Source organism: Pedobacter deserti (assembly GCF_024436415.1).
Lineage (GTDB): Bacteria > Bacteroidota > Bacteroidia > Sphingobacteriales > Sphingobacteriaceae > Pedobacter > Pedobacter faecalis.
In genome coordinates this window covers 2723877-2738087 of sequence record NZ_JAFMZQ010000001.1, presented here as the reverse complement: position 1 = coordinate 2738087, position 14211 = coordinate 2723877, and the positions used below count along the sequence as shown (strand labels likewise).

12 protein-coding genes are annotated in these 14211 nt (G+C 45.5%); 7 read left to right on the top strand and 5 right to left on the bottom strand.

Annotated features, from left to right (window positions below; translation table 11 throughout):
- Positions 1-8 precede the first annotated feature (8 nt).
- The 6 genes from J3P40_RS12370 (at position 9) to J3P40_RS12345 (ending at position 8610) form a co-directional block, all read left to right on the top strand.
- Positions 9-2357 (top strand): TonB-dependent receptor, encoded by a 2349-nt coding sequence (locus J3P40_RS12370; RefSeq protein ID WP_256006061.1) that lies wholly within the window; start codon positions 9-11, stop codon positions 2355-2357.
- Between the two features lie 23 nt (positions 2358-2380).
- A complete protein-coding gene (locus tag J3P40_RS12365) occupies positions 2381-3646 on the top strand; it encodes a DUF4374 domain-containing protein (RefSeq protein WP_256006059.1) in 1266 nt (421 codons plus the stop codon).
- Positions 3647-3757: 111 nt separating this feature from the next.
- Complete coding sequence (locus J3P40_RS12360) at positions 3758-6283, top strand: TonB-dependent receptor (protein WP_256006057.1); 2526 nt, start codon at positions 3758-3760, stop codon at positions 6281-6283.
- A 23-nt stretch (positions 6284-6306) separates the two neighbouring features.
- Positions 6307-7617, top strand: a complete 1311-nt coding sequence (locus J3P40_RS12355; RefSeq protein WP_256006055.1) for a PepSY-associated TM helix domain-containing protein — start codon at positions 6307-6309, stop codon at positions 7615-7617.
- Between the two features lie 33 nt (positions 7618-7650).
- Positions 7651-8361 (top strand): DUF4198 domain-containing protein, encoded by a 711-nt coding sequence (locus J3P40_RS12350; RefSeq protein ID WP_256006054.1) that lies wholly within the window; start codon positions 7651-7653, stop codon positions 8359-8361.
- An 87-nt stretch (positions 8362-8448) separates the two neighbouring features.
- On the top strand, positions 8449-8610 hold the full coding sequence (locus J3P40_RS12345) for a hypothetical protein (RefSeq protein ID WP_256006053.1): 162 nt from the start codon (positions 8449-8451) through the stop codon (positions 8608-8610).
- 16 nt (positions 8611-8626) lie between these two features.
- Here J3P40_RS12345 and J3P40_RS12340 read toward each other — a convergent pair whose 3' ends face one another.
- The 3 genes from J3P40_RS12340 to J3P40_RS12330 all read right to left on the bottom strand — a co-directional run bounded on the left by J3P40_RS12340 (position 8627) and on the right by J3P40_RS12330 (position 12358).
- Positions 8627-9742 (bottom strand): acetate/propionate family kinase, encoded by a 1116-nt coding sequence (locus J3P40_RS12340; RefSeq protein WP_256006052.1) that lies wholly within the window; start codon positions 9740-9742, stop codon positions 8627-8629.
- A gap of 7 nt (positions 9743-9749) precedes the next feature.
- Entirely contained in the window at positions 9750-11843 is a 2094-nt protein-coding gene (pta, locus tag J3P40_RS12335; RefSeq protein ID WP_256006049.1) for a phosphate acetyltransferase, read from the bottom strand.
- 68 nt (positions 11844-11911) lie between these two features.
- A complete protein-coding gene (locus J3P40_RS12330) occupies positions 11912-12358 on the bottom strand; it encodes a hypothetical protein (RefSeq protein WP_256006046.1) in 447 nt (148 codons plus the stop codon).
- 117 nt (positions 12359-12475) lie between these two features.
- Here J3P40_RS12330 and J3P40_RS12325 point away from each other — a divergent pair, with 117 nt between their 5' ends.
- Positions 12476-13171 carry a hypothetical protein gene (locus J3P40_RS12325; RefSeq protein ID WP_256006044.1) on the top strand — a complete coding sequence of 232 codons (696 nt, stop codon included), beginning with the start codon at positions 12476-12478 and terminating at the stop codon, positions 13169-13171.
- Here J3P40_RS12325 and J3P40_RS12320 read toward each other — a convergent pair.
- Together J3P40_RS12320 and J3P40_RS12315 are read right to left on the bottom strand one after the other, a co-directional pair.
- The gene (locus J3P40_RS12320; RefSeq protein WP_256006040.1) at positions 13168-13410 is read right to left on the bottom strand and encodes a hypothetical protein; all 243 of its coding nucleotides are present in this window, start codon (positions 13408-13410) and stop codon (positions 13168-13170) included. The genes J3P40_RS12325 and J3P40_RS12320 overlap by 4 nt on opposite strands.
- A 52-nt stretch (positions 13411-13462) precedes the next feature.
- Positions 13463-14206, bottom strand: a complete 744-nt coding sequence (locus tag J3P40_RS12315) for a GntR family transcriptional regulator (protein WP_256006039.1) — start codon at positions 14204-14206, stop codon at positions 13463-13465.
- Positions 14207-14211 lie beyond the last annotated feature (5 nt).

The window sequence follows — 14211 nt, the reverse complement described above, 5'->3', positions numbered from 1 at the left end:
TAAAAGCCATGCAAATTAGTAAATTTTTGCTATTAGGTATATTATGTACCTGCGTATTTTTTTCACAAGCCCAAACCGGGCCAAGCAGCCTGAAAGGGAGGCTTACCAGCAGCACCGGAGAACCGGTTCCTTCTGCAACCATTAAAATTCAAAATTCTACAAGCGGTGCTGTTTCTGACGAGAATGGTTACTATCAGATTAGTAACGTTGTCGCGGGCAGTTATAGTATTCTCGTTTCTGCCATTGGATTCCATTCTGAAAAACGAAATGTAAAAATTGAGGCTGGTAAACAGCTGACGCTCAACTTTACCCTCGCCGAGGATACCCGGAATATGGAGACGGTAAACGTGATTGGCCGTACTAAAGCACAGGAGGTAAACCGGCAGGCTTTCAATGTAACAGCGGTTGACGCGACTAAGCTATATAATACCACACTGGATATTTCGGGCGCTTTAGATCGTGTTGCGGGTGTGAGGGTAAGGGAGTCTGGAGGTGTAGGTTCTAATTTTAATGTATCGCTAAATGGTTTCTCGGGCAGCCGTATCCGTTTTTTTATCGATGGTATCCCCATGGATAACTTTGGATCGTCTTTTCAAATTAATAACATCCCAATAAATGTAGCCGAGCGGGTTGAGGTATACAAGGGCGTTGTACCAATGTGGTTAGGTTCCGATGCATTGGGTGGCGCGATTAATATTGTGACCGGAGACAGACATAGAAATTATGTGGACGCGTCTTATTCGTATGGTTCATTCAATACGCACAGAAGCGTTCTAAATGGTGCTGTAACTACAAAAGATAACTTTACTTTTCAGGTCAGCGCTTTTCAGAATTACTCCGACAATGACTACAAGATGGATATTATGGCATCCGATATCTTTACAGGCCAGTATTATCCGGGCAAAACAATCAGGAGATTCAACGACACCTATCATAACGAAACGGTTATTGCCAACATTGGCGTGGTAGACAAAAGCTACGCTGATAAATTACTGCTTGGCATGACGGTTGGTAAGAACTATAAGGAGATTCAGACCGGCGCCCGAACAGAAGCCGTTTTCGGAGCTCTCCACAGACGCGGAAACATCCTAATGCCGTCTTTAAAATATAGGAAAAGTGATTTGCTGAAAGGGCTGGACGTGACCATTAATGCGAATTATAATCTTGGATTTGAACAGAATATCGATACCGTAAATGCCAGGTTCGATTGGTATGGAACGCGTAAGTCGATGGGTACAAGCGGCGAGCGGGGAACTACGCTTGCTAAGTACCGCAACCATAACGGTCTGGGTACTGCAATGTTCAATTACCGCCTCGATCAGCATCAGTCGATAGCCTTAAGCAACGTATATAATACATTCAACAGGACCGCGAATGATATATTGAATCCTGCAAATTCGGACAATGGATTGAAAAGACGTTTGGATAAGAATGTAATCGGCCTTGGATACAGCTATGACGTTGCTGATAAATGGAGCGGTACAGCTTTTGGAAAAATGATATATCAGAAGACCATAAACGGCAATGAATCTTCTGGACAGCCCGGTATGACCAAGTTTGGCTTTGGTACCGCATTTACTTATTTCTTTGATTCCAACTTGCAGTTGCGTGCATCGTATGAACGGAGTAATCGTTTGCCTGAAGCTCAGGAAACTTTTGGCGATCTGGAAAATCTTGAGGGGAATCCAGACTTGAGGCCTGAGAGCAGTGATAACCTCAATCTTGGGATGGTTTATGGATTCAGCTTAAACAACCGTCATTATTTCTCAGTAACGGCTACCGGTATTTACCGATATGCCAAAGATTTTATTTTTAGCAGACTAAACAGGAACCAGACCAGGTTAATACTGGACAATAAGCAAGGCGTATCAACCTGGGGCGGGGACGCTGAACTGCGTTATTCATATGGCAAATGGCTGTCTGCAGGTGCTACGATGACCTACCAGTTTTTGCGTAATCTTCAAAAGATAGAACCAGACTATAATGGTGTGAGCCCGCTTTATCTTGATCAGATGCCTAATATCCCTTATCTGTTCGGTAATGGAGATGTATCTATAACTCTTCCGAATCTGGGCGGAAAAGGCACTAATCTGAACATTGGCTATAATCTCCTATATGTGCATTCATTTTGGCTTTACTGGCCGAGTCTAGGGACGAACAGTTCAACGACAAAAAATGAAGTACCTCAGCAATTTTCGCATGACGTAAACTTAGTTTACAGCATGGCAAAAGGCCGTTACAATATCGGAGTGGAGGCCCGAAATATTACCGACGTAGCCCTTTACGACAACTTTAGTCTACAAAAGCCTAGCAGAGGATTTTATCTGAACCTCCGATATTTTATAAATAGACAATAATTATAAACGATTAATATATTCACATGAAAACAACTATTACTAAAACGCTTGCAGCGTTAGCCTTCGCAGCCGTATTGACTTCGTGTTCAAAACGGAATGAGGAAATTGTTCCGGAAAATCCAGGTAACTTTGTACTGGCGGTGACTCCCATTGCCTTAGAGGGTGTCGCCGACTACTTGGTAACAGCCGGCAACTTGGACGAGGGCACTGTTTCGATTATTGGCAACGGTGTAGAACAAGATGGAACTTACAGGTATTATGTGACTGCCAACAACAAGTTTTTTAGCATGCTTTATGGACAAGGCAATCCTGGAGCAGTAACAGCATATAATATCGTAGGCGGGAAATTAAATAAGTTGACAAATTTCGTCACAGAAACTGTTCAGGCTTTCGCTCCCGTTAAGGACGACATTTTGATGGTGAAAGTACCAAGATCAATTGCATCAACTGACGGCAACCCTACCGCAAGTGCACTTTGGTATAGAGTAAATACAAATACAACCTCCATTGTAGGTGAAGGAACTTTAGACGCACTTGCCCCGGCGGCCAATGGCGAAATCGCACATTTTAGTTGGATTAAACAAGTGGGCGACAAGGTCTGGATGCCTTTTTTCTCTATTACAGGACGTAATTTCTGGACCAAGCACCCCGATGAGGCGTGGATTGCCGTATATTCGTATCCAGACATGCAATTGGAAAAGGTGATAAAGGACGACAGAACGAGCTTTATCGGAAAGTATTTCACAGATGGCCTTAGTGTTCAGGAAAATGGGGACGTTTATGCATATTCGCCAGCGGCAGCTGCCGACGACAATGTTGAAAGCCCGGAGACAAGCGACTCAAAGTTTACTTCTACCAAACCATCTGCGATTACCCGCTTGAAATCAGGCACCACGGAATTTGACAAATCTTATTTTTTTAATTTTGAAACAGCCTCAGGCGGTTATGTAATCACCAATTGGATGTATTTGGGACAAGATAAATATATCGCAAATGTTGTATTAAAAAACGATAAAGATCGCGACGCTTATACAGACGGAAAGCAATTAGCTATTGTGAATGTTGCGGATCAAACCGTGAAGCTGGTAACAGGGTTCCCTGATCCAGAAAGCGTTGAATTTATAACCACCAATAATTACACGCCTAAGGATGGAAAGTATGGCTATATCGGCGTAAACCTGAATGACGGTACTACTTGGATTTATAAAATCGATGCTTCGACTGCATCAGCAACAAGAGGTTTAAAGGTTGAAGGTGGAAAAATCACTGCAATTCAGCACCTGCAATAACATATAGTTTGATATAGAGCTATGTTTAGATTAATTATAAATAATCTGTGTTTTATTTGGATTAATTCTAAACGTAGTTCTATATTTGCGGGCATAAATTGTAACAAAACCATGCAAATCAAAAGAATTGTGCTCTCTAGTTTTCTTTGTGCTGCTGTGCTTTCAGCCACCGCACAGGGAAATTCAAGTAATTTTACTGCGTCTGTCCTCGCTAGAAAGGCGGTGACATCTACCAATGATGCGCAGCAATACGGCTCCGTTCGAGGCCGGATAACTACTTCCGACGGAAGCATTGCACCGTATGTAAGTGTAGCTCTTAAAGGAACTGCCTTCGGTGCAATGACCAATGAAGATGGTGAATATCAAATAAAGAGGGTGCCTGAAGGCGAGTACACGCTTGTGGTGTCGGCCGTAGGCCTTTTTCCAAAAGAAAAACAAGTACGAATTACATCAAAGTCAACGGTGGTGGTTGACTTTTCATTGAATGAAAATTCGTCTGAATTGGACATGGTTCAGATTGATGGACATAAAAAGAAATTTAAGGTCGACAAGGTTTCTCCTTCTTTGAGGTTACAATCGCCTTTGCTTGAGGTACCTCAGAATATCCGCGTAGTAACGAGTGCTGTGCTTTCCGATCAGCAGGTGTTTGATATCGTTGACGGGGTGACCAGGAACGTCTCAGGAACCGTTAGGACAGGGCACTGGGACGCGCAGTATGCGAATATATCTACAAGGGGAACTTCGATCCCGGCCTTTAGAAATGGGATGAACCTAAAAACTCCATGGGGTCCACTTGCCGATGACGCTGCTACCATTGACCGCATCGAGTTTATTAAAGGTCCATCCGGATTTATGATGGCTAATGGCGAACCCGGGGGTATTTATAACGTCGTAACCAAAAAGCCAACCGGCGAAAATCGAAGCTTTTTAACGCTAGCCGCGGGCGGTTTTGGTTTGGGTCGAGCTGCGATCGATCTTGATGGAAAGCTGTCCAAGGATGGAAAGTTGTTGTATCGTTTTAACGTCGCTGCACAGGCAAAGAATAGTTATAATAAATACAATTACACCGATAAATATGTGATTGCACCGGTTATTAGTTATGAGATCGACAGCAATACGAAATTTACGCTAGAATACACGACACAGCATGTAGAGGCATTGGCTTTGGGTACGTACGGTTTTTCTCCAAAAGGATACGCTGATACAGATCCCAGTCTCTTTATTGGTGATCCGGCTCTTGACCCGGCGAAGCTTTATGATCACAACGTAACGCTTTATCTGAATCATCGTTTAAACGACACCTGGAAATTAAATGGACAGGTGGCATATTTGAACTACGGCTTGGAAGGTGGTACGCCTTGGCCTTCGACTATTGCTCCAAATGGGGATATGATCAGGTATCTGAATATCAGCGAGGAGCTGGCGATCAATAGAAACGCACAGTTCAGCATTATGGGTGATTTAAAGACCGGAAATGTAATTCACCGACTAATGGGTGGATTAGATATGGGGCTATTAAAGACTTGGGGAGACTTTGGTAATGCAATAAACCCAGGAAGCGCGGATATCAGATTATCTCCAGATATTAACAATGGGATTTTTAATATCTACGACCCCAGATACGGGATACCGGTAGCAAACATACCTGTCTTTGATCGTTCGAGAAGCATTCGTCACCGCTCTGGCAGCAATACATACGCAACCGAACTCGCATACACCGGTGCATACTTGCAGGACGAGGCTCGATTTTTAGACGAAAGATTGCGTTTAACGGGTGCCGTGAGATTTACCCACGCGGTAACTGTCGGGAAAACCAACAAAGCGCAAGTTTCAGATAACGTCTTCAGTCCGCGGATTGGTTTAAGTTATTCAATAACTGATAATTTCTCTGCTTATACACTTTATGATCAAAGCTTTCTTCCAGTCGCTGGTCAAACTCATGAGGGCGATCCGTTTAAACCCATCCGTGGTAACAATATTGAATTTGGGATAAAGAAGGATTTCTTTGACGGTAAGTGGAATGTGACGAGTGCTGTCTATAAGATAGTTAAGAAAAATCAGTTGACCTCGGATCCAAGAATTGGCCCAGATAATCCGCAAATTCAACCCAATGCTAGTGTGCAATTGGGAGAACAAGAATTTAAAGGCTTCGAGCTAGATATTAACGGAGAAGTTCTCAATGGACTTAATGTGATCTTGAATTATGCTTACACCGACGCCAGAACGACTAAAGACCTAAATCCTAATGCCGCTACAAATCAAAAGGGCGCATATGCACCAAACTCAGTAAGGCACATTACCAATGGATGGCTGTCATACCGTCTTAGAAAGCCTGGTGCCATTCTAGATGGTTTTGGATTAACTGGTGGTTACCAGCTCCTGCTTGATCGTTTCGCAGGACGCGGTGCAAGAAAGCCGAACTTACCGGATTTTATTCGCTTCGATGCTGGGGCAACATATGAAAAGGGTAAGCTTGCTGTCTCCGTATTAGTAAATAACTTGCTCGACCGCAGATTGATAACCCAAGGTTCCTATACTCCGGTAGCAAAGGAAACTCCTACATCCGTCTCGTACTACACCTATATCTACGATATGCCAAGAAACGCAAGGCTATCGTTAACCTACCGATTTAAATAATTCAACAAGCTAACAATAAAACAATGATGACAGACAGGAATTCCACACAGAAAAAAAAGCAAAAGGACTCGCTTTTTAAGAGGGTAAACAACTGGCTCCATCTGTGGATGGGTCTTATATCTGGCATCATTGTTTTCGTTGTCTGCATCACAGGCTGCATATGGGCATTCCAGGAAGAAATTACAGCCCTGGTAGAGCCGGAACTAAACGTGGAGTGGCAGGATAAGCCTGTGATTACCCCATCTGCTATTGCCACTGTGGCCTCGGAGCGTTTTCCTGATAAGGTGGCGGCTTCTGCTTATTATTTACAAGGCCGTGCTGTGCAGGTTACATTAAGGTCGCCTGAAGAGGTTGGCCGCCGAGGTGCTGGTGTTACACTCAACCTGAATCCTTATACTGGTGAGGTAATGAAGGAGCAGATACGCAAAAAAGGTGAGGTTGATTTCTTCAGGTTTATTCTGAACGGTCACCGCTTTTTATGGATGCCTCCGGCAATCGGTAGGCCTATCGTTAATTACGGTACGCTGGTATTTGTTGTATTGTTGATCACGGGACTAATCTGGTGGTATCCTAAGAAATGGAACAAATCTACACGCGATAAGAGTTTTAAAATTAAGTGGAAAGCTTCATTTAAACGCGTGAATCTTGATCTGCACAATGTGCTTGGTTTTTATTCCCTGCTGTTTCTTGCGGCAATCGCGCTTACCGGAATGGTATATGGAATTGAGTGGTATAGTAAAGGCTTGTACTGGGTTACCAGCGGAGGGGAGAAACTAGGTGAGTATGGCCGCCTGCAGTCGGATACCACACAGGTTGGTAAGTTTTACAAACCACTTGAGGCTATGGATGCCGCCTGGAGCAAGGTTGTTGCCAAGAGCCCGGAATCTAAAGGGTTCTATTATGTTTTTCCTGATCAGAAAAAGGCCAAAGCGGCCATCGAAATATCGGTATATCCAAGCAAAGGACAGTTTTACAACCGCGAGGCCTATGCCTTTGATCAGCATACCTTGAAGGAGTTAAAGGGTACCGATGTATATTCGGTGTCTTATGCAGATGCCGGCTTTGCGGGCAAACTTCGGAAAATGAATTATGACATCCACGTGGGCAGCATACTGGGCTTCCCGGGAAAAGTGCTGGCATTTTTAGCTTCACTGATTGGCGCAAGTTTGCCTATCACGGGTTTCCTGGTATGGTATGGACGAAAGTTTAAGAAGAAAAAGAAGTCTGACAGCAAGAGTGCTTTGCAGTCGGCAGGCGAGGGGCCTAATCCGGGCAGAAAGGTATTTAAGAAGGTACCGGAGCCGGTGCTCGCTGCTAGTGCTCCCCTGAAGTAATTGTCTATTAAAAACCTATATAAAGAAATAAAAATGAAGAAACTAAAATTCGCGATTCTTGCCGCACTGCTGACGTTCTCAACTGCCAGTGTTTTCGCACATGCACTATGGATAGAAACTGCTGCCACCGGAAAAGTTGGACAGAAGCAGACCGTTAAAGTTTTCTACGGTGAGTATGCCGATCTGGGTCGCGACAGCGTTTCGACCTGGTATTCTGACGTTAAAGAATTTACGCTGTGGCTGGTTGGTCCCGATCAAAAGAAAACTCAGCTGACAGTCACTCCCGGTGTAAACTATTTTGAAAGCAGTTTTACACCACAGCAGAATGGCGCATACACCATCACGGTAAGCCATGAAGCTAAAGACCTGGGTGGTACTACCAAATACCACTTTCTCTCAAGCGCAACCGTATCGGTTGGCGGGGTAGCGCCGGTAGCTTCTCAAAATAGCAATGCCCTTAATCTGCACCTGGCCGATGTATCATCGCTGAAAGTGAAGAAACCGGTAAAAATGACTGCTTACTTAAATGGTGCTGCGGCTACGAAAAAAACAGTTACTGTTTTCTCGCCTTACGGATGGTCTAAGGAGTTTTATACCGATGCCAACGGTAGTTTCGAATTTACACCTATTTGGCCCGGACGCTATGTAGTTGAGGTGAGCGATATGGACAAGACACCTGGTGAGCATCATGGAAAGGAATATAATGCGACCTGGAAGGGCGCAACCTACAGCCTGGTACTTTAAGAGATATGCATAGATAAAAACAATTTATCTCCAGTTTATATTATAAGGGTAGTACATTGATGTATTACCCTTATTTATTTTACAGCTATGCAAGAAGAAACAAAGAAACACCCGGCACCATCAGACGAAGTTCAAAAAGATATAGAAACCGTGACGCCCGATACTGAAAAAGAGGGTCTGCCAAACGATCGCACCGGAGAGGTTGATGAAAGTGCAGTAACGAAGGAAGGCAGGGAGGAAGAGGAATAGCTCTTCCTGCCGCTCACTATTTCGCCATCATATCATAACACTGCAGTGCAATCTCCAGTTCCTCGTTGGTCGGAATAACCAAAATCCTGACCGCAGATCCATCTTCACTGATGTCTGTGATTTGCTTTTTGTAGTTCCTGTTCTTTTCCTCATTCAGCGCTATACCCAGGTAGTCCATTTCTTCGCATACTGCTGTGCGCATGTCGGCGTCATTTTCGCCGACTCCGGCTGTGAAGATGATTGCGTCGAGTCCGTTCATTGCAGCGGTGTAAGCACCCAGGTATTTTTTGATACGATAGGCGTAAATTTCAAGTGCCAGCTTAGCCCCCTGATCACCGTTTGCAACGCGTTTGCGAATGTCTCGCATATCGCCGGAACCACCCACACCCAACAATCCTGATTCCTTGTTCAGCAGCCTGCTAAGCTGTTCAAGCGTATAACCTGAATGTTCAATGAGATGGAAGATCAACGATGGGTCGATGTCGCCCGACCTGGTGCCCATCATTAATCCGGCCAGCGGTCCGAAACCCATGCTGGTGTCTACCGACTTGCCGTTTTTGATGGCGGTCATACTGCATCCGTTGCCCAGATGTATACTTACGATCTTCGTGTCTGCTTTGTCGCCCAGCCACTTTATTGCCTGTTCACTTACGTATTTGTGGCTGGTGCCGTGAAAGCCGTACACGCGCATTTTGTTTTCCCTGTAATACTTTTCGGGGATGGCAAAGCGGTATGCTTTCGCGGGCAGGGTATGATGAAATGCCGTATCGAAGACAGCGATCTGAGTAATGCCCGGGAAAGTCTGCTCAGCCATTTCAATGCAGGCGTAGTTGGCCGGGTTGTGCAGCGGTGCCAGGGAAAACAGCCGGCGGATTTGCTTCTTGACATCGTCGTTGATCACAGTGGCCTCCGAAAATCGCTCACCGCCGTGTACAACGCGGTGACCTACCACATCGACTGCTGCAGGCAATTCTTTAAGCACTTCGTCAAGTGCGGCTTTGTGGTCTCTAATAGGGCTGCCCGCTTCGCCAATTCGTTCCACCAGTCCGCTGGCTAAGAGCGTACCAGAAGGCATCTTTAAAAGCTGATATTTCAGGGAACTGCTTCCCGAATTAATAACTAAAATATTCATGTATAAGTTATAAGTCCTGGCACTGGATGGCGGTGATGACTACAGTATTGAAAATGTCATCCACGGTGCATCCGCGGCTCAGGTCGTTGATTGGTTTATTTAATCCTTGAAGCATAGGGCCGATCGCCAGTGCGCCGGTTTCCCTTTGCACGGCTTTGTAAGTGTTGTTTCCAGTATTGAGATCAGGGAATATCAGCACACTGGCCCGTCCGGCTACTTCCGAGCCAGGCAGTTTTTGCTTACCCACTGCCGGGTCTACCGCAGCGTCATACTGTATCGGTCCCTCAATCTTAAGTTCGGGATGGCGTGCTTTAACAATGGCCGTGGCCTCGCGTACGCGTTCTACATCCTCGCCCTCACCGGAGGTGCCCGAGGAGTAGGAAAGCATTGCTATGCGTGGTTCTATACCAAACCGGGCGCTGCTCTCGGCCGAAGAAATAGCGATCTCCGCCAGTTGCTGCGCAGTGGGGTTGGGATTTACCGCGCAATCGCCAAATATGGCTACCCGCTCAGGCAAACACATAAAAAAGATGGACGACACAACAGACACCCCTGGTTTGGTCTTAACAAACTGCAGTGCGGGCCTAATCGTATGCTGCGTGGTGTGTACCGCTCCTGAAACCATGCCGTCGGCATGACCTTTATAAACCATCATCGTGCCGTAGTATGATACGTCGGTCATCATATCCCTGGCCATTTCCATGTTTACATTCTTCGTTTTGCGCAGTTCGTAAAGGGTCTCGACGTATTCGTTGTAGTGGCTAGACTGTGCGGGATTATGGATGTTAATCGCGTTGATGTCCAGGTTCAGGCCAAGTCGTTTGATGGACGTGGCGATTTCAAGCTGATCGCCCAGGAGCGTAATATCGACGATGTCCTGACTGATCAGACGCTCTACCGCCTTTAATATGCGTTCGTCGTTCCCTTCCGGAAGTACAATATGCTTTTTCTGGCTCTTAGCCCATTTAACCAGCTGGTACTGGAACATGTGTGGGGTGATGCCTTCATACTGGAAGGTAATGATCTTATCGTCGAGCACCTGCATATCTACATAGCGCTCAAAGATATCGATGGCCAGCTCAATCTTCTTCTTGTTGTCTTTAGATATCTTGGAATGAATGGCGCCGATCCGTGTGGAGGTTTCAAAGGTGCCGTAGTCGACTGCTATAATCGGGATGACAGCCTGCAGACCTTCTATCAGACGCAGCATGGGCTCATCGGGCAGGGTACCGGCAGTGAGAACAATTCCGGCAACCTTTGGATAGTTGGCCGATAGGTTGGCCTGTAAGGATCCGATAATGATGTCGCCGCGGTCGCCCGGCGTAAGTATGAGCACATTCTCTTTAATGTGGTTCAGAAAGTTAGGCAGCATCATAGCACCGGTAACGAAATTGTCTACCTGATTGGCCATCAGCTCTTCGCCAAAGAGTACCCTTGCGTTTAAAGCGGTGGTAATTTCCTTCATGGTCGGACTCTGCAGTCCGCTCTCCATGGGTATGACAGTAATCATCACCTCAGCAGGTAATTGGGCTGTTAGCGCATCCCGGATATCATTCACATCTCCCGGGTCTACCATATTGGCAACAATGCCCAGCACCTGTAAGTCACGCTGCAGGAAGTTCCGGTAGATATTGATGGCTTTGGTGACCAGCTGTATAGCAGTCTTGTCTTTCCCCGTAACCACCATAATAATAGGCGCACCGAGATTTTTAGCGATGAGGGCGTTCGATTCAAATTCGAAGGCAATGCCTTCGCCGAGGAAGTCGCTGCCTTCTATGACGGTAAAGTCGTAATTATCTTCCAGCTTTTTATATTTCGTAATGACCGTATTGATCATTTCGTTGGTGTTCTCCGAATTGGGCGACTGAAGAATCTGCTGCCGCGTAAAAGCAAAAGTGTCGTTATAAGCGATGGGAAGGGAGAAGTGATCCAGTATGGCTTCCAGATGGGCTTCCTTTTGTGTTAGGTCGTCTTCTGCGATGATGGGCTTAAAATACCCGACCTTTTGCGTTTTAGACAGCAGCATATTTACCATGCCAAACGCTATTACAGATTTACCGGTATAGGGCTCGGCCGACGCGATGAAGATGTTTTTGGTCATGTCAGGGGGTTTTGATCAAATATACACGTATATATCTAACCAAAACAAAAACTATGCTATGCAGTTCCCTACAAACTGGTATTTCTAAAAGAATTGTTTTCCGGCAATTCTTTAAAAAGTACATAAGCCACTGGTACGCAGGTTACAAGCGCATAAGCAAGATGCAAATACCGCTGAGCGCCTTCTACAGGTGAACTTTGATTGAAAACAAGAAGAGAGGTAGAAGACAGGATCAGCACAAGGAACACTATGCATGTGAACATCCGGAATGGCGCCTTGTTCAGAATATAGTGAATACCATAAAGCACGAATGAGACCCCCGCGATACATATAAAGTACCAAAACGCATCATCCAGTTTCAGTTCCGACCAGACCGAGGTAGTTGAGTTTCCGAACCGTCTTAGCTGTGAAATCAGGAATTTTACCGTAAGAAAGTATGATACAGCCCAGAAAAAGTAAAAAACGACCGTAAGAAATAACCAATAGAGGATGAGTTTAATTCTTTGTGTGTCCATTTGCCCTTGTTTTTACCTTAAGATTAAACCGCTATCATAAATTTACCTCCAATAATTTGAAAATCCAAGAAAAAAAGGAATGTAAAGTCAATTTTTTATAAGTAGTTTTATAGATGTATGCGCATTAAACACGATTTTACTCACTTGAGCGACCGTGAAAGCGGAGAAGTATATCCTTCGCTGATCGATAACGCGGAAAGACATTTTTCTGTTGCTCACCACATTTTTACGGTAGGTGATTACCCGAATTCGGTGGCGCATCTGATATTAGGGGCTGAAGAGATGGTCTACGCCACCTTGCTGCTGCTGAGGAGTAAAGCATTATATCCCGAACATATCATCAGTTACCATGAACTCCTTGCGCGGGATAGACGTGGCAACGGCCTGATCATGGATTTTTTTAAGGTCTGGTTTAATATCAGGGAGATCCTGAAACTGGCAGGGCCGAAGAAACAATACAGCCTTAAGAGCCTGTTTCAGTTGCTCGTGGTAGAATTTACCGGCCTGGTAACCGGAAAGGACAGCTTAACCTGGTGGCAGCGGGCAGATGCGTTGAAGGAGCGCTGCCTGCATGTTCATTATAGCGATGGGATTGTTCTGCCCGACATCCAGGTCAGTAAATCTGACTACAACCTGGCGCATCATTACGTATATCTTTTCCGGTATGAGTTTTATGCGCTGCAGCACAAACTGATCAACGCATCGGATGAGGATTTAACGGATCTGCGCGAACAGATCGACAACAGGGAGTTCGCCGGGGTGCTTAAAAGTATACTCAGCAGCAAACGCCAGACACAGGAACCTGCAATTTAAATATCTTTACTTTTATTCAGGCTCAGGTCATCATCGGCATCATGGTTCAGTCCTGTATCTTCTGCCGGAGCCGTGTTCAAGTCGCCCACATGCAGTTCGTCAGCCTCATTGTCCTTGTCCTCCGAAACCTCCCCGGTAGGAAGTTCATCGGTTTCGGCTGTGAGCGATGGGTCGGTGATTACTTCGGGATCGCGCTTTGGCTCATTTTTCTCGGGTGGATCTTGTGCAAATTTGTTCATGATCGGGTATTTTGTAATGTTAACAACCCGGGTATGAAAAAGTTCACATTTTTTAGCCTGCTGGTTGCCGGCGGCTTTCGAGTGTATACACGAAACTATCGGCTTTATAGTAACCCACATTGTATTCAATAGGACGTTCGTCCTGATCGTACACGAAGCGCTTCCTGAACAAAATGGGCGAGCCTGGCTCAATCTCCAGCTTACCCGCAATGAACTTATCGGCTCCCTTGGCGCTGATCTCTTCTTTGGAAAGATCTGCCAGTACCGAATATTGTTTCTGCAGTATTTCGTAGAGCGGTTGTTTAAAGTCCTCCTCGCCGGTGAGGCCAAGCCGTGGATTAAAGTAGGATACAAAATAGACGAAAGGGCTTTCCGGCCTTCCGCGCAAACGTTCCAGTTTAAGTACTTTCTCAGTGGCTGTTGTGCCGAGAAACTCTGCCACATGATCGTCTGGTATTACCCAACTAATGTGGAGTTCGTAATTTCTGATCGGAATGCCGCGTGCCTTCATCTCCTGTGAGAAACTGAGCCAGTTCATCGATTTCGAGCTTACGGACTTTTCGGCTACCTTGGTGCCTACACCTTTTTTACGGATCAGCAGACCTTCGTATACAAGTTTGTTCAGGGCTTGCCGCAACGTGGTGCGCGATATTGCGAGATGGTTGGCCAGCTCAACCTCGTTGGGTAGAAGTTTTCCCTGGTCGGAATACTGAGGCTCCTCAATAATTCTTCGCAATAATTGCTCTGCCTGAATGTGCAGAGGGACAGGGCTTTTATGATCAATTGAATACGTCATGAACT